General features: G+C 73.9%; 4 protein-coding genes. 2 read left to right on the top strand and 2 right to left on the bottom strand.

Annotation, left to right across the window (positions count from 1 at the left end):
• The first annotated feature begins 4 nt into the window (after positions 1-4).
• Positions 5-730, top strand: coding sequence for a phosphopantetheine-binding protein (locus CYQ11_RS30975; RefSeq protein ID WP_099202858.1), 726 nt, complete (start codon positions 5-7; stop codon positions 728-730).
• Positions 727-23,217 (top strand): type I polyketide synthase, encoded by a 22,491-nt coding sequence (locus tag CYQ11_RS30460; protein ID WP_424154030.1) that lies wholly within the window; start codon positions 727-729, stop codon positions 23,215-23,217. Before CYQ11_RS30975 ends, CYQ11_RS30460 begins: the two co-directional genes overlap by 4 nt.
• A gap of 172 nt (positions 23,218-23,389) precedes the next feature.
• Here CYQ11_RS30460 and CYQ11_RS24170 read toward each other — a convergent pair whose 3' ends face one another.
• Together CYQ11_RS24170 and CYQ11_RS24165 are read right to left on the bottom strand one after the other, a co-directional pair.
• Entirely contained in the window at positions 23,390-23,953 is a 564-nt protein-coding gene (locus CYQ11_RS24170) for a nitroreductase family protein (protein ID WP_099202458.1), read from the bottom strand.
• 38 nt (positions 23,954-23,991) lie between these two features.
• Positions 23,992-25,485 carry a M81 family metallopeptidase gene (locus tag CYQ11_RS24165; protein ID WP_099202457.1) on the bottom strand — a complete coding sequence of 498 codons (1,494 nt, stop codon included), beginning with the start codon at positions 25,483-25,485 and terminating at the stop codon, positions 23,992-23,994.
• Positions 25,486-25,512: the final 27 nt, after the last annotated feature.

The following is a 25,512-nucleotide window of genomic DNA, read 5'->3' as shown; positions in this document are numbered from 1 at the left end:
CCGGATGAGGGGCAAGGGCGCGATGCCGCTGTCCGTCGAGCAGGGCCTTGAGCTGTTCGACGCCGCGTGCCGCGGTGCCGACGCCGCGCCGGTCGCCAGCCCGTTGGACGTCCGGGCGCTGGCGGCGGCCGGCGCCGTGCCGCCCGTCCTGCGCGGTCTGGTGCCGGCGGCGCCGGTCCGCCGGGTGGCCGGCACGGGTGACGGCGGGGCGGGCCTGCGGCGCCGCCTGGCCGAGCTGTCGGCCGGGGAGCAGGGCCAGTTGGTGGTGGACCTGGTGCGGGGTCAGGTCGCGTCGGTGCTCCGGCACGCGGACGCGCGGTCGGTCGACGCGGCACGCACGTTCCAGGAGATCGGCTTCGACTCGCTGACGGCGGTCGACCTGCGCAACCGCCTCACCGCCGCCACCGGCGTGCGGCTGGCGGCGACGGCGATCTTCGACTATCCGACGCCCGCCGCGCTGGGTGCGCACCTGTTGGCGCAGGTCGCACCCGAGGCCGCCGATCCGGTGGAGGTCCGGCTCCGGGAGCTGGACAAGATCGCTTCTGTGATCTCCGCCATGGCCGAGGACGCCACCCTGCGTGAGAGGCTGTCGCCGCGGATGGAATCCATCGTTGCGATGTGGACCGACATGCAGCGACCTGCCCAGGACGAGGGGGCCGGGCAGGACTTGGAATCGGCCTCTTTGGAAGACATGTTCGGCATCATCGACCAGGAACTCGATGGGTCATGACCGGCACGAACGTCCGACCAGTAGTCATCGAGGGGAATGGCGAACAGATGTCGAACGACGAGAAGGTTCTCGCGTACCTGAAGAAGCTCACCACCGATCTGCGCCAGACCCGGCAACGCCTCAGCGATGTCGAGGCGAAGAGCCGGGAACCGATCGCGATCATCGGGATGAGCTGTCGTTTCCCCGGCGGGGTGGCCTCGCCGGAGGACCTGTGGCGGCTCGCCGACTCGTCGGTGGACGCGGTGGGCGGGTTCCCCGCCGACCGCGGCTGGGACCTGGACGGGGTGTACGACCCGGATCCCGACCGCGCAGGCCGCTCGTACGCCCGCGAGGGCGCGTTCGTCCATGACGTCGCCGACTTCGACCCTGGCCTGTTCGGCATATCCCCGCGTGAGGCCCTGGCGATGGACCCGCAGCAGCGGCTGCTGCTGGAGGCCTCGTGGGAGGTGTTCGAGCGGGCGGGCATCCGGGCCGCCGACGTACGGGGCAGCCGGACCGGCGTGTTCGCCGGCCTGATGTACTCCGACTACGTCTCGCGGCTGCCGTCCGTGCCGGACGAGTTGGAGGGGTACGTCGGCATCGGCAGCGCGGCGAGCGTCGCCTCGGGCCGCGTCTCCTACACGTTCGGCCTTGAGGGGCCGGCGGTGACGGTGGACACGGCGTGTTCGTCGTCGCTGGTCGCCCTGCACCTGGCGGTGCAGGCGCTGCGCAACGGCGAATGCTCGCTGGCGCTCGCCGGCGGTGTCACGGTCATGGCGACGCCGGGCACGTTCGTCCAGTTCTCGCGGCAGCGCGGGCTCGCGGCGGACGGCCGTTGCAAGTCCTTCGCCGCCGGTGCGGACGGCACGGGCTGGGGTGAAGGCGTCGGCATGCTGCTCGTGGAACGGCTGTCGGACGCCGTGCGCAACGGGCACAAGGTGCTGGCAGTGGTGCGGGGTTCGGCCGTCAACCAGGACGGCGCGTCGAACGGCCTGACCGCCCCCAACGGGCCTTCGCAGCAGCGGGTGATCCGTGCCGCGCTGGCGAACGCGGGCCTGGCTGCTGCGGACGTGGACGCGGTGGAGGCCCACGGCACCGGCACGACCCTCGGTGACCCCATCGAGGCGCAGGCGCTGCTGGCCACCTACGGGCAGGACCGCGAACAGCCCCTGCTGCTCGGCTCGATCAAGTCCAACATCGGCCACACGCAGGCAGCCGCCGGTGTCGCCGGCGTCATCAAGATGGTCATGGCGATGCAGCACGGCGTGCTCCCGCAGACCTTGCATGTCGACGAGCCGTCGCCGCACGTCGACTGGACCGCCGGCGCGGTGGAGCTGCTGACGAAGCGGACGGAGTGGCCCGGGGCCGACAGGCCGCGGCGGGCGGGCGTGTCCGCGTTCGGCGTGAGCGGCACCAACGCCCACGTCGTGCTGGAGCAGGTGGCGGCTGCGGACGGGCCCGAGGGCGGGTCCGTGGCGGAGCGGGTCGCGCTGCCGGCCGTTCCGTGGGTGCTGTCGGGCGAGGGCGAGGCGGCGCTGCGGGCGCAGGCCGACCGTCTGAAGTCCTTCGTCCAGGCCGATCCCGAGCTGGACCCTGCGGACGTCGGCTGGTCGCTGGTGTCGACGCGCACCGCGCTCTCGCACCGCGCGGTGGTCGTCGGTACGGACCGCGACGAACTCCTCGCCGGGCTCGACGCCTTGGCAGCCGGGGTTCCGGTTGCCGGTGGGCTGGGCGTGCTGTTCACGGGGCAGGGCTCGCAGCGGCTGGGCATGGGACGCGAGCTCTACGACGCGTACCCCGCCTTCGCCGCGGCCTGGGACGACGTGTGTGCGGAGCTGAACCGTCACCTCGACCGGCCCCTGACCGACGTCGTGTGGGGCGACGACGCCGAACTCCTCGGCGAGACCCTCTACACCCAGACCGGACTCTTCGCCCTCGAAGTCTCCCTCTTCCACCTCGTCTCCTCCTGGGGCGTCAAGCCCGACTACCTCCTCGGCCACTCCATCGGCGAACTCGCCGCCGCGTACGTAGCCGGCGTGTGGTCGCTTGAGGACGCCGCCCGCGTGGTCACCGCCCGCGGCCGCCTCATGCAGGCCCTGCCCACCGGCGGAGCCATGGCCTCCATCGCCGCCCCCGAAAACGACGTCCTCCCCCTCCTGACGGACGACGTCGCCATCGCCGCCGTCAACGGCCCCGAGTCGGTCGTGCTGTCCGGTGACGAGGACGCCGTGCAGGCGATCGTGGACACGCTGTCCGGCCAGGGGGTGAAGGCACGGCGTCTGCGGGTGAGCCATGCCTTCCACTCCCCCCGCATGGACGCCATGCTGGACGACTTCGCCACCGTCCTGGACGACGTCACCTTCCACGCACCCACCCTGCCCGTCGTCTCCAACCTCACCGGCACCCTCGCCGACGAGGAGATGCGCACCCCGCACTACTGGGTCCGCCACGTCCGCGAAACCGTCCGCTTCGCCGACGGGCTCGCCTCCCTGCGTGAGCTGGGCGTCGGCACGTTCCTGGAACTGGGCCCCGACGGCTCACTGACCTCGCTGGCCGACGGCGACGGGGTTCCGGCGCTGCGGCCGGGCCGTCCCGAAGCCACCGCCGTCACCACAGCCCTCGGCAACCTCCACGTCCGCGGCCTCGACGTCGACTGGACCGCCGTCTTCCCCGGCACCCACCCCCGCGTCGAACTTCCCACCTACGCCTTCCAGCGGGAACGCTTCTGGCTGGAGTCGGGCGCCGACGCCGAAGCCGCCACCAGTGCCGTCGACGCCGCGTTCTGGGACGCCGTCGAGCGCGGGGACGTGGAGGCGCTGGGCGTCGACGCCGCTCAGCCGCTCAGCGAGGTGCTGCCCGCGCTGTCGTCGTGGCGGCGGGCCTGGCGCGACCAGTCGGTCGTCGACGCCTGGCGGTACCGGTACGGCTGGACGCCTGTCGCCGGTCTGCCCACGCAGCCAGGCCTGCGGGGCACCTGGTGGGTCGTCGGAGACGCCGGCGACGACGTCGCCGCCGCGCTGACGGCCGCCGGAGCCGACGTCCACACCGTCACCACGGCCACGGAAATCAACGGCGACACCGGCACCGTGACAGGTGTCGTCTCCCTCCTGCCCGCCGCCGAGACGGTCTCCCTGGTGCAGACCCTCGGCACCGCCGCCATCGACGCACCCCTGTGGTGCGTCACCCGCGGCGCCGTCGCCGTCACCGACGACGACACGGTGGACCCCGACCAGACGACCCTCTGGGGCCTCGGCCGCGTGATCGCGCTGGAGCACCCCGACCGCTGGGGCGGCCTGATCGACCTCCCCACCGAACTCGACGAGCAGACCGCGGCGACACTGTGCGCCGTACTCGGCGGCACCACCACTGAAGACCAGCTCGCCGTCCGTGGCACCCGGGTGTGGGCCGGCCGCCTGCGGCGTGCCGCCACGGAGGGGAACGCGCCGGGAGTCTGGCGCACGGGCGGCACCGCCCTGGTCACCGGAGGTACAGGTGCGCTGGGCGGTCACGTCGCCCGCTGGCTGGCCGGCAGCGGCGCCGAGCACATCGTGCTCACCGGCCGCCGCGGCGCGGACGCCCCGGGCGCGGCCGAGTTGGTCGCCGAACTCGAGGCGCTGGGCGCCCGGGCGCGGGTCGAGGCATGTGACGTGGCCGACCGGGACGCCGTGGCGGCGCTGCTCGGGACGATCCCGGACCTGCGGGTGGTCGTCCACGCCGCGGGCGTGCCGAGCTGGGGCGCGGTGGACGACCTGTCCGCCGACGCGTTCGAGTCCGGCACCCGCGCCAAGGTCGCCGGCGCGACGCACCTCGACGAGCTGACGCGGGACGTGGACCTGGACGCGTTCGTCCTGTTCTCGTCGATCGCGGGCGTGTGGGGCAGCGGCAACCAGTCCGCGTACGCCGCGGCCAACGCCTTCCTCGACGGCCTGGCGCACCGGCGGCGGGCCGACGGCCTGGCCGCCACCTCCGTGGCCTGGGGCGTGTGGGACGGCGAGGGAATGGCCGCCCAGGGCGCGGATCTCCTGGCCGGGCACGGCGTTCTCGCGATGGCGCCCGGACTGGCGGTCTCCGCCCTGCGGCAGGCGCTGCTGGGCGACGAGACGGCCGTCGTGGTCGCGGACGTGGACTGGGCCCGCTTCGGGCCGCGCTTCACGGCCCTGCGTCCGAGCCCCCTGTTGAGCGAGCTGCTGGCGGACGTGACGGAGCCGGCCGCGCCGACCGGCGCGTTCGCGCTGCGTCTGCGCGCTCTGTCCGAGGCCGAGCGGACCCGTGCGGCCGTGGAGCTGGTGCGCACCGCCGCGGCGGCGGTCCTGGGACACCCCGGTCCCGAGGCGGTCGACGCCGCGCGGACGTTCCAGGAGATCGGCTTCGACTCGCTCACCGCGGTGGAGCTGCGCAACCGGCTGACCACCGCCACCGGCATCCGCCCGCCCGCCACGGTGATCTTCGACTATCCGACGCCGCTGGCCCTGGCCGCCTATCTGGTCAGCGAGGTGCTGGGCGCGGCCCAGGAGATCGTGCCGGCCACGTCGGCGACGGCCCCGGCGGACGACGACCCGATCGTCATCGTCGGCATGAGCTGCCGCTTCCCCGGCGGCGTCGACTCGCCCGAGGACCTGTGGCGCCTGGTCGACACCGACGGCGACGCCGTCTCGCCGTTCCCGACCGACCGCGGCTGGGACCTGAACGGCCTCTACGACCCCGCTCCCGGCCGGCCGGGCACGTCGTACACGCGGGTGGGCGGCTTCGTCCACGGCGCGGGTGACTTCGACCCCGCGTTCTTCGGCATCTCGCCGCGCGAGGCCCTGGCGATGGACCCGCAGCAGCGCCTGCTGCTGCACACCACCTGGGAGGCCTTCGAGCGGGCGGGCATCCCGGCCGCCGACGTACGGGGCAGCCGGACCGGCGTGTTCGTGGGTGCGTCCTCGCAGGGCTACGGCGCCGCGTCGGCGTCCGAGGGCTACTTCCTGACCGGCAGTTCGAGCAGTGTGATCTCCGGGCGGGTGTCCTACACGTTCGGCCTGGAGGGGCCGGCGGTGACGGTGGACACGGCGTGTTCGTCGTCGCTGGTCGCCCTGCACCTGGCGGTGCAGGCGCTGCGGTCCGGGGAGTGCACGCTGGCCCTCGCCGGCGGCGTCACGATCATGGCCACACCGACTGCCTTCGTGGAGTTCTCGCGGCAGCGCGGGCTCGCGGCGGACGGTCGCTGCAAGTCCTTCGCTGCCGCGGCGGACGGTACGGGCTGGGCCGAGGGCGTCGGCATGCTGCTCGTCGAGCGGCTGTCGGACGCCGTGCGCAACGGGCACAAGGTGCTGGCAGTGGTGCGGGGTTCGGCCGTCAACCAGGACGGCGCCTCCAACGGCCTGACCGCCCCCAACGGTCCGTCCCAGCAGCGCGTCATCCGTGCCGCGCTGGCGAACGCCGGGCTCGGGACCGCCGACGTCGACGCGGTCGAGGCCCACGGCACGGGCACCACGCTGGGCGACCCGATCGAGGCGCAGGCGCTGCTGGCGACGTACGGGCAGGACCGCGAACAGCCCCTGCTGCTCGGCTCGATCAAGTCCAACATCGGCCACACGCAGGCCGCCGCCGGCGTCGCCGGCGTCATCAAGATGGTCATGGCGATGCAGCACGGCGTGCTCCCGCAGACCTTGCACGTCGACGAGCCGTCGCCGCACGTCGACTGGACCGCCGGTTCCGTCGAGCTGCTGACCGAGCGGACGGAGTGGCCGGAGACGGGCGCTCCGCGCCGCGCCGGTGTCTCCTCGTTCGGCGTCAGCGGCACCAACGCCCACGTGATCCTGGAGCAGCCCTCCGAGGTGGCCGAGCCCGTGGCGGACCGGGCCGAACTCCCGGCCGTTCCGTGGGTGCTGTCGGGCGAGGGCGAGGCGGCACTGCGGGCGCAGGCCGACCGTCTGAAGACCTTCGTCCAGGCCGATCCCGAGCTGGACCCTGCGGACGTCGGCTGGTCGCTGGTGTCGACCCGTGCCGCACTGTCACACCGCGCGGTGGTCGTCGGCACCAACCGCGACGAACTCCTCACCGGACTTGAGAACCTGACCGCCGGCGTCCCGGTGACAGGTGCGCTGGGCGTGCTCTTCACCGGGCAGGGCTCACAGCGGCTCGGCATGGGACGCGAGCTCTACGACGCGTACCCCGCCTTCGCCGCGGCCTGGGACGAAGTCTGCACCCAGCTGAACCGTCACCTCGACCGGCCCCTGACCGACGTCGTGTGGGGCGAGGACGCCGAACTCCTCGGCGAGACCCTCTACACCCAGACCGGACTCTTCGCCCTCGAAGTCGCGCTGTTCCACCTCGTCTCCTCCTGGGGCGTCAAGCCCGACTACCTCCTCGGCCACTCCATCGGCGAACTCGCCGCCGCGTACGTGGCCGGCGTGTGGTCACTGGACGACGCAGCGAAGATCGTCACCGCCCGCGGCCGCCTCATGCAGGCCCTGCCCACCGGCGGAGCCATGGCCTCCATCGCCGCCCCCGAAAGCGACGTCCTCCCCCTCCTGACGGACGACATCGCCATCGCCGCCGTCAACAGCGCCGGCTCCGTGGTGATCTCGGGCGACGCGGCAGCCGTCGAGCGTGTCATGGAGACGCTGTCTGCTCAGGGAGTCAAGACCCGGCGTCTGCGGGTGAGCCATGCCTTCCACTCCCCCCGCATGGACGCCATGCTGGACGACTTCGCCACCGTCCTCGACGACGTCACCTTCCACGCACCCACCCTGCCCGTCGTCTCCAACCTCACCGGCACCCTCGCCGACGAGGAGATGCGCACCCCGCACTACTGGGTCCGGCACGTCCGCGAAACCGTCCGCTTCGCCGACGGGCTCGCCTCCCTGCGTGAGCTGGGCGTCGGCACGTTCCTGGAACTGGGCCCCGACGGCTCACTGACCTCGCTGGCCGACGGCGACGGCATCGCCGCCCTCCGCCCCAACCGCCCCGAAGCCACCGCCGTCACCACCGCCCTCGGCAACCTCCACGTCCGCGGCCTCGACGTCGACTGGACCGCCGTCTTCCCCGGCACCCACCCCCGCGTGGAACTCCCCACCTACGCCTTCCAGCAGGAACGCTTCTGGCTGGAGCCGGCCGCCGACACCGAAGCCACCACCAGTGCCGTCGACGCCGCGTTCTGGGACGCCGTCGAGCGCGGGGACGTGGAGGCGCTGGGCGTCGACGCCGACCAGCCGTTCGGTGACGTGCTCCCTGCCCTGTCGTCCTGGCGGCGTGCCCGCCAGGAACAGTCGCTGGTGGATTCCTGGCGGTACCACCCGAGTTGGACGCCCGTCGCCGGTCTGCCCGCGCAGCCGGGCCTGCGGGGCACCTGGTGGGTCGTCGGAGACGCCGGCGACGACGTCGCCGCCGCGCTGACGGCCGCCGGAGCCGACGTCCACACCGTCACCACGGCCACGGAAATCAACGGCGACACCGGCACCGTGACAGGTGTCGTCTCCCTCCTGCCCGCCGCCGAGACGGTCTCCCTGGTGCAGACCCTCGGCACCGCCGCCATCGACGCACCCCTGTGGTGCGTCACCCGCGGCGCCGTCGCCGTCACCGACGACGACACGGTGGACCCCGACCAGACGACCCTCTGGGGCCTCGGCCGCGTGATCGCGCTGGAGCACCCCGACCGCTGGGGCGGCCTGATCGACCTCCCCACCGAACTCGACGAGCAGACCGCGGCGACACTGTGCGCCGTACTCGGCGGCACCACCACTGAAGACCAGTTGGCTGTCCGCCCCTCGGGTGTCTGGGGCTGCCGTCTCAGCCGCGTGGCGCCGGCCGGGCACGAGCCCGCCGTGTGGCGCGGCCGGGGTACCGCGCTGGTGACCGGAGGTACGGGTGCGCTGGGCGGTCACGTCGCCCGCTGGCTGGCCGGCACCGGCGTCGAACGCATCGTCCTCACCAGTCGCCGGGGCCTCGAAGCCCCCGGCGCCCAGGACCTCGTCGCCGAACTGGAAGCCCTCGGCGCCGACGTCACCGTCGCCGCCTGCGACGTCACCGACCGGGACGCCCTCGCCGCACTCCTGGCCACCTTCCCCGACCTCAAGACCGTCGTCCACGCCGCGGGCGTGCTCGACGACGGGGTGCTGGAGTCGCTGACGCCGGAGCGCGTCCGCGAGGTCATCCGCGTCAAGGCCGACGGCGCCCGCCACCTCGACGAACTCACCCGCGACCACGACCTCGACGCCTTCGTCCTCTTCTCCTCCGCGTCGGCCACACTCGGCAACGCCGGACAGGCCGGCTACGCCGCCGCCAACGCCTACCTCGACGGCCTCGCCCACCAACGCCGCACCCAAGGCCGCACCGCCACCTCCGTGGCCTGGGGCGCCTGGGCCGAGTCGGGCATGGGCGCGGGCCACGCGGGTGCCATGGCGCCCGGCCTGGCGCTCACCGCCCTGCAGCGCGTGCTGGGTGACGACGAGACCATGGTGCTGGTCGCGGACGTCGACTGGGAGACGTTCGGCTCCCGCTTCACCGCCGCCCGGCCCAGTCCCCTCCTCGCCGGGCTGCTCGGCGGGGAGCACCTCCGGGCGGCGGACGGCGCGACCGGCGCCTTCTCCAGCCGTCTGCACGGCCTGCCCCGGGTCGAGCAGGAGCGGACGGTCCTCGCACTGGTACGGGGCCAGGTGGCCGCGGTGCTCGGGCACGCCACTCCGGCCGCGGTCGACACCTCGCGCACGTTCCAGTCGGTCGGCTTCGACTCGCTCACCGCCGTCGAACTGCGCAACCGCCTCACCGCCGCCACCGGCGTCCGCACGCCCGCATCCGTCGTGTTCGACTACCCGACGCCCGAACTCCTCGCCGGTCACCTCCTGGACGAGATCCTCGGAACGCAGCCGGTGGCCGGTGCGGCCGCCCTGACGGCCGGAGCGCCGGCCGCGGCGGACGACGACCCGATCGTGATCGTCGGCATGAGCTGCCGCTTCCCCGGCGGCGTCGACTCGCCGGAAGAGCTGTGGCGCCTGCTGGCCTCGGGGACGGACGCCATGGCGGCCTTCCCCTCGGACCGCGGCTGGAACGTGACCGACGGGGCCGACGGCGTGTCGGTGCGTGCGGGCGGCTTCCTCTACGAGGCCGCCGAATTCGACCCCGGCTTCTTCGGCATCTCGCCGCGCGAGGCCATCGCCATGGACCCCCAGCAGCGCCTGCTGCTGGAGACGGCCTGGGAGGTCTTCGAACGCGCGGGCATCTCCGCGGACTCCGTCAAGGGCACCCGCACCGGCGTGTTCGTCGGCACCAACGGCCAGGACTACGGCGCCCTCGTCGGCAACGCCCCCCAGCGGGCGGACGGCCACCTGGCCACGGGCAGCGCGGCGAGCGTGGTGTCCGGCCGCGTGTCCTACACCTTCGGGCTCGAAGGCCCGGCGATCACGGTGGACACCGCCTGCTCGTCCTCGCTCGTGGCCCTGCACCTGGCCGTGCAGGCGCTGCGTACGGGCGAATGCACGCTGGCGCTGGCCGGCGGTGCGACGGTGATGGCCACCCCGACGGCGTTCGCGGAGTTCTCCCGGCAGGGCGCGCTCGCCACGGACGGGCGCTGCAAGGCGTTCGCGGCCGCCGCGGACGGCACGGGCTGGGGCGAGGGCGTCGGCATGCTCCTCGTGGAGCGGCTGTCGGACGCCGAGCGCAACGGCCACCAGGTCCTGGCCGTGGTGCGCGGCTCCGCCGTCAACCAGGACGGCGCCTCCAACGGCCTCACCGCCCCCAACGGCCCGTCGCAGCAACGTGTCATCCGGCAGGCCCTGGCCAGCGCCCGGCTGACGCCGCAGGACGTGGACGCGGTCGAGGCGCACGGCACGGGCACCACCCTCGGTGACCCGATCGAGGCGCAGGCACTGCTGGCCACCTACGGGCAGGACCGCGAACAGCCCCTGCTGCTCGGCTCGATCAAGTCCAACATCGGCCACACCCAGGCAGCCGCCGGCGTCGCCGGCGTCATCAAGATGGTCATGGCCATGCGCCACGGCGTACTCCCGCAGACCCTGCACGTCGACGAGCCCACGCCGCACGTCGACTGGGCCGCCGGTTCCGTCGAGCTGCTCAGCGAGCAGACGGAGTGGCCCGAGACGGGCGCGCCCCGCCGCGCCGGTGTCTCGTCGTTCGGCGTGAGCGGCACCAACGCCCACGTCATCCTCGAACAAGCACCGGTGGTGACCGAGCCCGACGAGGCCCGTGCCGAGCTCCCGGCCGTTCCGTGGGTGCTGTCGGCCCAGGACGAGGCGGGGCTGCGCGCCCAGGCCGTGAACCTGCGGTCCTTCCTGACCACGGCGGATCCGCATCCGGTGGATGTGGCGTGGTCGCTGGCGTCGACGCGTTCGATGCTGGCGCACCGCGCGGTGATCGTCGGCGCGGACCGCGACGAGCTGCTGCGCGGCCTGGACGCCGTGGCGAACGGCGAACCGGCCCAGGGTGTGGTGACCGGCGTCGCAGGGTCGCCTTCCGGTGCCGTGTTCGTCTTCCCGGGTCAGGGTTCGCAGTGGACCGGGATGGCGCTGGAGTTGATCGACACCGCTCCGGTGTTCGCTGAGCGGATGCGGGAGTGTGCTGCCGCGCTGAGCGCCTTTGTCGACTGGTCCCTCTTCGACGTCCTCGACGACGAAGACGCACTGCGGCGCGTCGACGTCGTACAGCCGGTGCTGTGGGCCGTGATGGTGTCGCTGGCGGAGCTGTGGCGCTCGTACGGCGTCACCCCCGCCGCTGTCATCGGCCATTCGCAAGGTGAGATCGCGGCCGCGTGTGTCGCCGGCGGTCTCTCGCTGGAGGACGGCGCCCGGATCGTCGCCCTGCGCAGCAAGGCCCTGCTCGCACTGTCCGGGCAGGGCGGCATGGTCTCCGTACCCCTGCCCGCCGACCAGCTCCACGGCCGCGACGGCCTGTCCATCGCCGCCGTCAACGGCCCCGCCTCAACCGTCGTCTCGGGAGACAACGACGTACTGGACGCGCTGCTCGTGGAGTTCCCGCAGGCCAAGCGCATCCCCGTCGACTACGCCTCCCACTCCCCCCACGTCGAACAGATCGAAACCGAACTGGCCGAAGCACTCGCACCCATCGCGCCCCGCACCGGTGACATCCCCTTCTACTCGACCGTCACCGGTGAACTCACCGACACAGCCCACCTCGACGCCGCCTACTGGTACCGCAACCTCCGCCACACCGTCGCCTTCCAACCCACCGTCGAGCACCTGCTCGCCCTCGGCTACACCGCGTTCGTCGAGGCGAGCGCCCACCCGGTGCTGGCGGCAGGGGTCCAGGACACCGCCGAGGCAGCCGGCATCGCCGTCCTCGCGACCGGCTCCCTGCGTCGCGGCGAAGGCGACGCCCGGCGGTTCCTCGCCTCGCTGGCCGAGATCTCGGCCTTCGGCGTGGCGGTGGACTGGCAGGCCGTCTTCGCCGGAACGGGTGCGCGCCGCGTCGACCTGCCGACGTATCCGTTCCAGCGGGAGCGTTTCTGGATCGAGCGGACCGCCACGGCCGTCGCGCCGGTGGCGGAAGCCGACGGTGAGTTCTGGGCGGCGGTCGAGCGGGAGGACGTCGAGTCCCTCGCGACGACTCTCGGGCTCGACGGCGAGCAGCTGGGCGACCTGCTGCCGGCGCTGTCGGCCTGGCGTCGCCAGCGGCACGAGCGGTCCGCGCTGGAGTCGCTGCGCTACCGCGCCGAGTGGAAGCCGCTGACCGGGAACCAGCCGGCGACGCTGTCGGGTGAGTGGCTGATCGTCGTCTCCGAGGCCGACGTGGAGCACGTGTGGGTCGCGGGTGTCGCCGAGGCGCTGTCCGCGCACGGCGCCGAGCCGCGCCTGCTCGTCCTGGGCGAGCGCGAGCTGGACCGCGCCGCACTCGCCGAGCAGCTGACGGACGCGACCGCGGTCAGCGGTGTGGTGTCCCTGGTCGCCCTCGACCAGCGCCCGCACTCCGTGTACCCGTCCGTGCCCGTCGGCTTCGCGTGGACGGTGCTGCTCTCGCAGGCCATGGGTGATGCCGGAGTCGGGGCGCCGCTGTGGACGCTGACCCGGCAGGCGATGTCGACCGGTCTCCACGACGTCATCAGCGGGATGCCGCAGGCGCTGGTGTGGGGGCTCGGCCGGGTCATCGCCCTGGAACAGCCCCTGCACTGGGGTGGCTTGATCGACCTTCCCGAGAGCGTCAGCCCGCGGGCTCTGGACTGCCTGGCCCAGGTGCTGTCCGGTGTGGTCGACGAGGACCAGGTGGCGATCCGGGCGGGAGGGGCGTACGGGCGCAGGCTCGTCCACGCTCCCGCACTCAACCCCGACGCCCCCTCCTGGCAGCCTGACGGGACCGTGCTCGTCACCGGCGGCACGGGCGCCCTGGGCGGCCACGTCGCGCGCTGGCTCGTGGAGCAGGGCGCCGAACACCTCGTCCTCACCAGCCGCCGGGGCATCGCCGCACCCGGCGCACCGGAACTCGTCGCACAGCTCGAAGCAGCAGGCGCGAAGGTGACCGTCGCCGTCTGCGACGTCGCCGACCGCGACCAACTCGCCACCCTCATCGACGAGGTGGGTCCGCTGACGGCCGTCGTGCACACGGCCGCCTTGCTGGACGACGGCACGGTCGACTCGCTCACCACGGAGCAGTTGCACCGGGTGCTGCGGGTCAAGGCCGACGGCGCGGTGAACCTGCACGAACTCACCCGCGACATGGACCTTTCCGCCTTCGTGCTGTTCTCCTCCATGGCGGGGACGGCCGGCACGCCGGGTCAGGGCAACTACGCCCCGGGCAACGCGTTCGTGGACGCGCTGGCGGAATGCCGCCGGGCTGAGGGGCTGCCCGCGACGTCGGTCGCGTGGGGCCTGTGGGCCGGCGGCGGCATGGGCGAGACCGAGGCCGGTGAGGTCGCACGCCGACACGGCGTCCCCGCACTCGACCCCGACCTCGCCGTCGCCTCCCTGCGCACCGCCATCGAACAAGGCGACCCCGTCGTCACCGTCGCCGACATCGACTGGGAACGCCACTACGTCGCCTTCACCGCCACCCGCCCCAGCCCCCTCCTCACCGACCTCCCCGAAGTCCGACAGCTGGTCGACACGGGGGCCGGCGCGCGCGCCGACGACGCGGGGGCGGGCACTCCGTCCGCGCTGGGCGACCGTCTGGCGGGCCTGGACAAGGCGGAGCAGGAAGAGATCCTCCTCGACCTCGTCCGCCGGCACATGGCGGTGGTGCTCGGTCACTCCACGCCGGAGGCCGTCCCGACCGACCGCGCGTTCATGGAGCTGGGCTTCGACTCGGTGATGGCCGTCGAGTTCCGCAACCGGCTCGGCGCCGCGACCGGGCTCCGCCTGCCGGCGACCACGGTGTTCGACTACCCGACTCCGGTCGCGCTGGGCCGCCACATCCGGTCCGAGCTGCTGGGTTCGGTGGCGGAGCCCGTGCGCGTCGAGCCCGCGGCCTCGGTCGTGGACGACGACCCCATCATGATCGTCGGCATGAGCTGCCGCTTCCCCGGCGGCGTCGACTCCCCCGAGAGCCTGTGGCGCTTCCTCGCCGACGGCGGGGACGCGATGGCGGAGTTCCCCGCCGACCGCGGCTGGGACCTCGCTTCGCTCTACAACGACGACCCGGGCCACCAGGGCACCTCCTACACCCGCGTGGGCGGCTTCCTCGACCACGCCACCGAGTTCGACGCGGGATTCTTCGGAATCTCGCCGCGTGAGGCGATGGCGATGGACCCGCAGCAGCGACTGCTGCTGGAGGCGTCCTGGGAGGCCTTCGAACACGCGGGCATCGACCCCGAGTCCCTGCGCGGCAGCGCGACGGGCGTCTTCGCCGGTACGAACGGCCAGGACTACGTCAACCTGTTCAGCGGCGACCAGTCGCAGGAACTGGGCGGACACGTCGGTACGGGCAACTCCGCCTCGGTCATGTCCGGCCGCGTCGCCTACGCGCTGGGCCTGGAGGGCCCGGCGCTGACGGTGGACACGGCGTGCTCGTCGTCGCTGGTCGCCCTGCACCTCGCGGTGCAGGCCCTGCGGACGGGCGAGTGCTCGCTGGCGCTGGCCGGCGGTGTGACGGTCATGGCGACGCCGGGGCTCTTCGTCGAGTTCTCGCGTCAGCGCGGGCTCGCGGTCGACGGCCGCTGCAAGGCGTTCGCCGGAGCCGCCGACGGCACCGGATTCTCCGAAGGCGTCGGCATGCTCCTCGTCGAACGCCTCTCCGACGCCGAACGCAACGGCCACCGCGTCCTCGCCGTGGTCCGCGGCTCCGCCGTCAACCAGGACGGCGCCTCCAACGGCCTCACCGCCCCCAACGGACCCTCCCAGCAACGCGTCATCCGTGCCGCACTGCGGAACGCCGGTCTGACGGCCGCCGATGTCGACGCCGTGGAGGCGCACGGCACGGGCACGACGCTGGGTGACCCCATCGAAGCACAGGCGCTGCTGGCGACGTACGGGCAGGACCGCGAACAGCCCCTGCTGCTCGGCTCGATCAAGTCCAACATCGGCCACACCCAAGCCGCCGCCGGCGTCGCCGGCGTCATCAAAATGGTCATGGCCATGCGCCACGGCGTACTGCCGCAGACCCTCCACGTGGACGAGCCCACGCCGCACGTCGACTGGGCCGCCGGCTCCGTCGAGCTGCTCACCGAGCAGACGGACTGGCCGGAGACGAACGGGCCGCGCCGCGCAGGTGTCTCCTCGTTCGGCGTGAGCGGCACCAACGCCCACGTCGTACTGGAGCAGCCGACCGCCGTGCCGGAGCCGGTGACGGACCGGGCCGGGCTGCCGGTCGTGCCGTGGGTGCTGTCCGGTGCCGACGAGAACAGCCTGCTGGCGCAGGTCGAGCGTCTGAAGGCGTTCGTCGAGGGCGACCCCGACCTGGACCCGGTGGACGTGGGCTGGTCACTGGCCTCGACACGGGCACTGCTCCCGCACCGCGCGGTGATCGTCGGCGCGGACCGGGAGGAGCTGCTGCGCGGCCTGGTCACGGTCGAGGCCGGCACTGCACCCGCCGAGACCGGCCGCAAGACAGTGTTCGTCTTCCCGGGTCAGGGTTCGCAGTGGACCGGGATGGCGCTGGAGTTGATCGACACGGCTCCGGTGTTCGCTGAGCGGATGCGGGAGTGTGCTGCCGCGCTGAGCGCTTTTGTCGACTGGTCGCTCTTCGACGTCCTGGACGACGAAGAGGCGCTGCGCCGGGTGGATGTCGTACAGCCCGTGCTGTGGGCCGTGATGGTGTCGCTGGCGGAGCTGTGGCACTCGTACGGCGTCACCCCCGCCGCTGTCATCGGCCATTCACAAGGTGAGATCGCGGCCGCATGTGTCGCCGGTGGTCTGTCCCTGGAGGACGGCGCCCGGATCGTCGCCCTCCGCAGCAAGGCCCTGCTGGCCCTGTCCGGGCAGGGCGGCATGGTCTCCGTGCCCCTGCCCGCCGACCAGCTCCACGGCCGCGACGGCCTGTCCATCGCCGCCGTCAACGGCCCCGCCTCAACCGTCGTCTCGGGAGACAACGACGTACTGGACGCGCTGCTCGTGGAGTTCCCGCAGGCCAAGCGCATCCCCGTCGACTACGCCTCCCACTCCCCCCACGTCGAACAAATCGAAGCGGAGCTGGCCGAAGCACTCGCACCCATCGCACCCCGGACCGGCCAGGTCCCCTTCTACTCGACCGTCACCGGTGAACTCACCGACACGGCGCACCTCGACGCCGCCTACTGGTACCGCAACCTCCGCGAGACCGTCGCCTTCCAGCCCACCGTCGAGAAACTCCTCGACCTCGGCCACACCGTCTTCGTCGAAACCAGCCCCCACCCCGTCCTCACCATCGGCATCCAGGACACCGCCGACACCAAGGACGTCACCGTGGTGGCCACCGGCACCCTCCGCCGTGATCACGGCGGGCTCGACCGCTTCTTCGCGTCGCTGGGCGGTGTGCACGCCCGGGGCGTCGAGGTGGACTGGCAGCAGGTGTTCGCCGGCAGCGGTGCCCGGCAGGTCGAGTTGCCGACCTACGCCTTCCAGCGCGAGCGCTACTGGCTCTCCCCGGCACGGCCCGTGGCCGAGGCGGCCGGTCTGGGGCTCGGCGGTGTCGAGCACCCGCTCCTGGGTGCCGTCCTCGTCCTGCCCGAGTCCGGCGGCAGCGTGCTGACCGGTGCGCTGTCCCTGGCCGGGCAGCCGTGGCTGGCCGACCACACCGTGCTCGGCACGGTGGTGTTCCCCGGCGCCGGATTCGTCGAGCTCGCCCTGCAGGCGGGCGGACGGTTCGGGCTCACGGCGCTCCACGACCTGACGATGCACGACCCGCTCGTGATCCCGGATCACGACGGTGTCCAGATCCAGGTCGCCGTGGGGGCCGAGGACGAGCGGCGGCGCCGCCCGGTGACCGTCCACTCCTGCCGTGCCGGAGAGTGGATGCTCCACGCGTCGGGCACGCTGGCGGTCGCCGACGGCGCCCGTCCGGCGGCGGACCGGTGGGCGGTCTGGCCGCCGGAGGGCGCGCGACGGCTCGACGTCTCGCAGACGTACGCGGCGCTGGATGAGCGCGGCCTCGGATACGGCCCCGTCTTCCAGGGGCTGCGCGCGGCCTGGGTCCGGGGCGACGAGGTGTTCGCCGAAGTGACGCTGGATCCGGACGCGCACGCCGACGCGGCGCTGTGCGGCGCGCATCCCGCTCTGCTCGACGCGGCCCTGCACGGGGCGGCTCTGGGCGGGTTCCTGTCCGACGCGGGCCGGGCGCACGTGCCGTCCGGCTGGTCGGGTGTGTCGCTGCACGCGGTGGGCGCGTCGGCCGTCAGGGTCGCGTTGGCGCCGGCCGGTACGGAGGCGACACCGGACGCCGTGTCGGTCGAGGTGGCCGACGTGACGGGCGCTCCGGTGCTGTCGGTGGCGTCGCTGGCGCTGCGCCCGCTGTCCGGCGATCGGATCGAGGACACGCGTGGGGTGGCGCGGGACGCGTTGTTCCGCGTGGACTGGGCCGAGGTGTCGGTGCCGGACGACACGGACACGCCGGTCGCCGAGTTCAGTGACATCGGTGCGGACGACGTTTCGGTGCCTGAGGTCGTCGTGCTGCCGTGCGCCTCGGACGGTGATCCGGTGCCGGAGGTGGTGTGCCGGGTGCTGGAGGCGGTGCAGCGGTGGCTGTCCGACGGGCGTTGCGCCCGGTCGCGTCTGGTCGTGCTCACCCGTGGGGCGGTCCCGGCCGTTCCCGGTGAGGACGTGGCCGACCTGGGCGGTGCCGCCGTGTGGGGTCTGCTGCGGAGTGCGCAGAACGAGCATCCCGACCGGTTCGCGCTGGTCGATCACGACGGGCATCCGGACTCGCTGGCGGCGCTGCCCGCCGCGCTGGTCTCCGGCCGGGCGCACCTCGCGCTGCGGCGGGGCCGTGCCCTGGCTCCCCAGCTGGCCGTCACGGGCCGTCAGGGGGTGTCCGCGCCCGCGTCGCTGCGGGAGCGGGACACGGTGCTGATCACCGGTGGCACGGGGGCGTTGGGCGGTCTGGTGGCCCGGGACCTGGTCGAGCGGCACGGTGTCCGGGACGTGGTCCTGGCCGGGCGGCGCGGCGAGGAGGCTCCTGGTGCCGGCGAGTTGGCGGGGGCGTTGCGGGACCTCGGCGCGTCGGTCCGGGTGGTGGCCTGTGACGTCGCCGACCGGGAGGCGGTGGCGGGGCTGCTCGGCTCGCTGCCGGATCTGCGGATGGTCGTCCACACCGCCGGTGTGCTCGACGACGCGGTGATCGAGTCGCTGACGGCGGAGCGGGTGCGTGAGGTGCTGCGGCCGAAGGTCGAGGGCGCCTGGCATCTGCACGAGCTGACGCGGGACCGTGACCTGGCCGAGTTCGTGGTGTTCTCCTCTTCTGCGGGGGTGTTGGGCAGCCCCGGGCAGGGGGCCTTCGCCGCGGCGAACAGCTACCTGGACGCGCTGGTGGCGCACCGCAGGGCCGTGGGCCTGCCCGGTGTGTCGGTGGCGTGGGGCCTGTGGGCCGGGCGCAGCGGCATGAGCGCTCACCTTTCGGAGCAGGACCTGGAGCGGATGGCCCGGTCCGGTGCGGAGCCGCTGTCGACGGAGCAGGGGCTGCGGCTGCTGGACGTCGCGCGGACGGCGGCGGACCCGGTCGTGCTGGCCACGCCGTTGGACACGGCGGCCTTGCAGGAGCAGGCCGACGCCGGTGTGCTTCCGGAGCTCTTCCGTGGTCTGGTCCGTACGCCGCTGCGCCGCGCCACGGCGGGCGGGGTCGAGGACGAGTCGTCGCTGCGGCGGCGGCTGGCCGGCATGCCGGCGGCCGAGCAGGAGCAGTTCGTGCTGGACCTGGTGCGTGCGCAGGTCGCGACGGTGCTCGGGCACAGCTCGCCGGCCGCGGTCGACGCCGGGCGCACGTTCCAGGAGATCGGCTTCGATTCGCTGATCGCCGTCGAGCTGCGCAACAGGCTGGGAGCCGCGACGGGCGTGCGTCTGCCCGCCACGACGATCTTCGACTACCCGACGCCGCTGGTGCTGGCCGGTCATCTCCGTACGGAACTGGTGGGCGCGGGCAGCGAGTTGGCCGTCGTGGACGCGGGCGTGCCCGCGACCACCGCGGCGGGTGACGACGATCCGATCGTCATCGTCGGCATGAGCTGCCGCTACCCGGGTGGGGTCGCCTCGCCGGAGGAGCTGTGGGAGCTGCTCGGCGCGGGGCGGGACGCGGTGTCGGACCTGCCGGCGGACCGCGGCTGGGACCTGGACGGGTTGTTCAGCGACGACGCCGACGAATCGGGCACGTCGTACGTCCGGGCCGGTGGCTTCGTGTACGACGCGGACGAGTTCGACGCGGACTTCTTCGGGATCTCGCCCCGTGAGGCGCTGGCGATGGACCCGCAGCAGCGGCTGCTGCTGGAGGTGGCCTGGGAGGCGTTCGAGCGGGCCGGCATCCCGGCCACGTCGGTGAAGGGCAGCCGTACGGGTGTGTTCGTCGGCGGTGCTTCGCTGGGGTACGGCATGGGCGCGGACCAGGCGGCCATGGAGGGTTCCGAGGGGTACTTCCTGACCGGGGGCGCGGGCAGTGTGCTCTCGGGCCGGCTCTCGTACTCGTTCGGGCTGGAGGGGCCGGCGGTGACGGTGGACACGGCGTGTTCGTCGTCGCTGGTGGCGCTGCACCTGGCGGTGCAGGCGCTGCGGTCGGGCGAGTGCTCGCTGGCGCTGGCGGGCGGTGTCACCGTGATGGCGACGCCCGGCGTGTTCGTCGAGTTCTCCCGGCAGCGGGGGCTGGCCGCCGACGGCCGGTGCAAGGCGTTCGCCGACGCGGCGGACGGCACCGGGTGGAGTGAGGGCGTCGGCATGCTGCTCGTGGAGCGGCTGTCGGACGCCGAGCGCAACGGTCACCAGGTGCTGGCCGTGGTGCGCGGGTCGGCGGTCAACCAGGACGGTGCGTCGAACGGTCTGACCGCCCCCAACGGGCCGTCCCAGCAGCGGGTGATCCGGGCCGCCCTCGCGGACGCGGGGCTGGCGGCGTCGGACGTCGACGCGGTCGAGGCGCACGGGACCGGGACGAAGCTGGGTGACCCGATCGAGGCGCAGGCGATCCTGGCCACGTACGGGCAGGACCGTGAGCGGCCCCTGCTGCTCGGCTCGGTGAAGTCCAACCTCGGTCACACGCAGGCCGCCGCCGGTGTCGCCGGCGTCATCAAGATGGTCATGGCGATGCGGCACGGCGTGCTGCCGCAGACGCTGCACGTGGACGCGCCGTCGTCGTTCGTGGACTGGTCGGCCGGTGCGGTGGAGCTGCTGACCGGGCAGACGGCGTGGCCGGAGGCCGGCCGCGCCCGCCGGGCCGGTGTGTCGTCGTTCGGCGTGAGCGGCACCAACGCGCACGTGATCCTGGAGCAGGCACCGGAGGTCACCGAGGCCGCGCCCGCGACCGGACCGGAGGAGTCCGGGCCGGCGGTGGTGCCGTGGGTGCTCTCCGGCCAGGGAGAACGCGGCCTGCGGGCCCAGGCCGAGCGGCTGCGGTCCTTCCTGGAGCGGGAGGAGGGCGCCGCCCTGCGGCCCTCCGACGTCGGCTGGTCGCTGGCGACCACGCGCGCGGTGCTCTCGCACCGGGCAGCCGTGGTCGGGTCCGGCCGGGAGGAACTGCTGCGGGGGCTGGCGGCGCTGGCCGCCGGCGAACCCGCCCCGGGCGTGGTCGTGGACTCCTCGGCACCCGGCCGGCTGGGCGTGCTGTTCACCGGACAGGGTTCCCAGCGGGTGGGGATGGGCCGTGAGCTGTACGCCGCGTACCCCGTCTTCGCACGGGCCTGGGACGAGGTCTGCGCCGCGCTGGACCCGTACCTTGAGCGTCCGCTGGCCGAGGTGGTGACCGACGGCACGGGCGTCCTGGACGAGACGGCCTCCACCCAGGCGGCGTTGTTCGCTCTGGAGGTGTCGCTGTTCCGTCTGGTGTCCTCGTGGGGGGTGAAGGCCGATTACCTGCTGGGACATTCGATCGGTGAGCTGGCCGCCGCGTACGTGGCCGGCGTGTGGTCGCTGCCGGACGCGGCGAAGATCGTCGCGGCGCGCGGCCGGCTGATGCAGGCCCTGCCCGCGGGCGGGGCGATGGTGGCGGTGGGCGCGTCCGAGGAGGACGTCGAGCCGCTGCTGACCGACCGGGTGGCGGTCGCCGCCGTGAACGGGCCGCAGTCGGTGGTGCTCTCCGGTGACGAGGACGCCGTCCAGGCGGTCGCGGACGTCCTGGCCGGGCGGGGGGCGAAGACGCGGCGGCTGCGGGTCAGCCACGCGTTCCACTCGCCGCGGATGGACGGCATGCTGGAGGAGTTCGCCGGGGTCGTGGCGACCGTCGCCTTCCACGCCCCGCGGATCCCGGTGGTGTCGAACGTGTCCGGCACGGTGGCGGGCCGGGAACTGTGCACGCCCGACTACTGGGTGCGCCACGTCCGTGAGGCCGTGCGCTTCTCGGACGGGCTGGCCCGCCTGCGGGAGCTGGGCACCGCCACGTTCCTGGAGCTCGGGCCCGACGGCACGCTGACCGCGCTGGCCCAGGCGGGCGCCGGCGGCCCCGAGGCCGCGTTCGTGCCGGCCCTGCGCGCCGACCGGTCCGAGACGGTCACGGTCACCACGGCCCTCGCGCAACTGCACGTGCGGGGGGTGCCGCTGGACTGGGCGTCGGTCTTCCCCGGCGCCCGGCGGCTGGAGCTGCCGACCTACGGCTTCCAGCGCACCCGCTTCTGGCTGGAGCCGTCGCGCACGGCCGGTGAGGCGGCGGACTTCGGCCTGGGCTCGCTGGACCATCCGCTGGTCGGGGCGCTGGTGCCGCTGCCCGGTTCCGGCGGGGGGCTCCTCACCGGAGTCCTCGCCGCGGACGCGGGTTCCTGGCCGGCCGGCCGGGCCGACGGCGGGCCGGGGCCGTTCCCGGCGACCGGCTTCGTGGAGCTCGTCCTCCAGGCCGGGCTCCAGTTCGGCTGCCACGTCGTGGAGGAGCTGACGGCGCACGAGCCGCTGGTCCTGCCGGAGAAGGGCGGGGTCCAGGTGCAGGTGTCCGTCGACGGGGCGGACGAGTCGGGCCGGCGCCGGGCGACCGTGTACGGCCGGGACCGGCACGACGGGGACTGGGTGCGGCACGCCACGGCCGTGCTGTGCGAGGGCGCGCCCGCGGAACCGGAGCGCCTGGAGGCCTGGCCGCCCGCCGGGGCCGTGCCGCTGGAGGAGTCGCACGTCCCGGCGTGGCGCCGCGGTGACGAGGTCTTCCTCGACATCGCGCTGTCGGCCGCGGCACCGGCGACGACGGTCGCCGACGCCGGGCGCTGGGCCGTTCACCCGGCCCTGCTCGACGCGGCGCTGAGCCCGGGGATCCTGGGCGGTTTCACCGGCGACGCGGCGGCGGTGCACCTGCCGTCCGTCTGGACGGGCATCGGCCTCCACGCGGTCGGCGCCTCCCGGCTGCGGGTCGCCCTGTCGCCCGCGGGCCCCGGCACGGTCGCGCTGCGGGCGGCCGACGGCACGGGTGCGCCGGTGCTGTCGGTGGCCTCGCTGGAGCTGCGCCCGGCGTCCGAGGAGGAGCTGGGCGGGGCGACGCCGTCGGGTGACGCCGTCGCGGCCGGGCCGCAGCGGCCCGCGCAGATCCGCCGGGCCGCCGAGCCGGAACCCCAGGAGGCCGCCGTGTCCCTGGTGCAGCGGCTGGCCGCCTGCTCTGAGGAGGAGCAGGAGGAGCTCCTGCTGGAGCTGGTCCGCGACCAGATCGCGCTGGTCCTCGGCCACACCGACGGCACGCTCGTCGACCCGGAGCGGGGCCTGCTGGAGATGGGCTTCGACTCGGTGGCGGCGGTGCGGCTGCGCAACCAGCTGGCCCAGGAGACCCAGCTCAGCCTGCCCAGCCAGCTGGTGTTCGAGCACCCGACGGCGGTGGCGCTGGCCCGTCACCTGCGGGAGGAGATGCTGCCCGACGACGCCGCGGCAGCCATCCTCGTGCTCGAAGAGCTCAACAAGCTCGACGACTCGATCCTCGGGCTCGACCCGTCGAGCGCGGCCCGGATCCGGATCGCGGGCCTGCTGCAGGGGCTGTCCGCGAAGTGGCTCTGAGGGGTGTCCGGACGGGCTGACACGGCCCGTCCGGCCGCCGCGCGCGGGGGCGCCCCTTCTCACCCGGTGAGGAGGGGCGCCCCCGTCGTTTTCGCCGGCCGGGGTCAGTGGGCTTGCGCGTGGAGGCCGTGATCCCGTTCAGGGCGCGGCGCGTGGAGACGTTCCCCGTACCTCACCGGCCCGGCGCGAACGGCCGGAGCTTGTCCTCCGGACGCCCCGCCGGGCGCGGGACGGGGGCGTGCCGGGCGTCCGGGGTGCCGACGTAGAGCCAGCCCAGGAGCTGTTCGTGCTTGCGCAGCCCGAGCAGGGCGTGCACCCCCGGGTCCGTGACGACCGCGCCCGTACGCCAGATGGAGCCCCAGCCCCGGGCGTGGAGCAGCAGCGTCATGGTGTGCACCGCGCAGACGGCGGCGGCCAGTTGTTCCCACTCGGGGACCTTGGCGTGGTCGGGGACCGGGGAGAAGACGAGGGTGAGCAGCAGGGGCGCCCGCAGGGGTTTCCTGGCGGCCCGCTCCCGGGCCGCCGGTTCGCCGTCCAGGGCCGCCTCGGCGAACCGCTCGCCGAGCGTCTCGCGCGACGCCCCGCGCAGGGGGATCACTCGCCACGGGGAGAGCCGGCCGTGATCGGGAGCGGTCATGGCCAGTGCCACGATGTCGTGCAGCTCCGCGTCCGAGGGGGCGGGGGCCGTCAGCCGGCCGACGCTCCTGCGGGAGGTGATGGCTTCTTCGAGGCGCATGGGGGTTCGCGGTCCTTTCGTCACTTCTTGGTCGCCCGTCACCGGTGGTGCCGGGCCTGTGCGTCGGCGGGGAACCCGCGGTGGGGGTCCAGGGGCCAGAAGCCGTCCACCGGCGGCCTGTGCGGGAACGTCCGCACGTCCCGGCTGGTCAGCCCGGGCGCGTCGGCGGCGATCAGGCGGTCGGAGACGGCGGCGAAACCGGAGCGGTAGTGGTGGGCGGACTTCACGGCCACGATGGCGTGGCGCTCCGGCTGGATGCCGTGCAGCAGCAGGATCTCCGGGTCGAAGACCTGAAGCCGTTCGCTGGCCACGACGATGTCCACGGACCCGGCGGTCAGCCGGGCGCACGGGCCGTAGGACGCCTTCTTGCCGCGCCGCACGCTCTGCTGGACGATGCGGCCGTCGGTGAGCGCGCGGACCGTCGCGCGGACGGGCAGGGGCTTTCCGCACCGTTCGCCGTGGCGTCCGCCGAGGGTGACGTCGACGGTCGCCCCCACGCCGGCGCGGACGGCCGCGGCGACGGCTCCGGGGTCGTGGAGGGTGGCGAAGCAGGCCGGGACGTCCGTGTCCAGCAGCGCCGCCAGGAGGTGGGTGCCGTCGCCGCATCCCCCGCCGCCGGGGTTGTCCGCCGCGTCGGCGATGACCAGGGGCCGGCCGGCCCCCGGGGTGGCGGCGCCGACCGCCTCCTCGACGGACGTGGGCCGGCCGAGGAAGCGGGACCGTTCCGCCCACAGCCAGGCGGCCAGTTCGCGGTTGACGTCGTCGGCCAGGGCGGCGTCCGCGTCCGTGACGGTCACGACGCCCACCCCGGCGTGGGCGGTGTCGGCGTAGGGGAATCCGTGGAAGACCGTGCAGGCCAGGACGCCGGGGCGGTCCTCCATCGCCCGGGCCAGGTCGCGCAGTTCACGGGCGGCTCCCGCGTCGGTGGGCGACGGCGGCAGGAGCATCGGCAGGCGCAGGTGCCGGGTGACCGGGGCGGCCTCGCCGCGCAGCGCCGCGAGCGCGACGTCCGCCGCGCGGCGCGCCCGCTCCGCCATGTCGACGTGCGGGTACTCCTGGAATCCGGCCACGACGTCCGCGAGGTCGAAGACCTCGGCGGGGGGATTGGCGTGCAGGTCCATCGTGACGGCGAGCACCGGCCGTCGGCCCACCAGGTTCCGGACCCGTCTCAGCAGCTCGGCGTCCAACGAGCGGTCCGGGGCGATCACGCCCGCGCCGTGCAGGTCGAGCAGCAGGGCGTCGGCGGGCGGCCCGTCGCCGATCCGTGCCAGCAGCCGCGAGCAGAGCGCCTCGAACGCCCGGGGGCTCACCGCGCCGGCCGGCTCGGCTCTCGCGTGCAGCGCGGGCACCAGCCGCGCACCGCCGCGGCGGCAGGCGTCGATGTAGCCTCCGGCGCACGTGGCGGTGTCCTGGAACTCCTCCACCAGTGCCTCTCCGGTGAACACGGCGAACGATTCCTCGCCGGTGCGGCCGGTCACCTCGGTGGCGTACGTGCTCGACTCGTGGACGATTCCGGCGACGACGACGCGCATCAGGACCTCACAGGATCGGTTCTCCGG

The sequence above is a fragment of the Streptomyces cinnamoneus genome (assembly GCF_002939475.1).
GTDB classification, from domain to species: Bacteria; Actinomycetota; Actinomycetes; order Streptomycetales; family Streptomycetaceae; genus Streptomyces; species Streptomyces cinnamoneus_A.
Note: the sequence above shows the minus strand (reverse complement) of the source record. Positions and strands in the feature narration are given on the sequence as shown.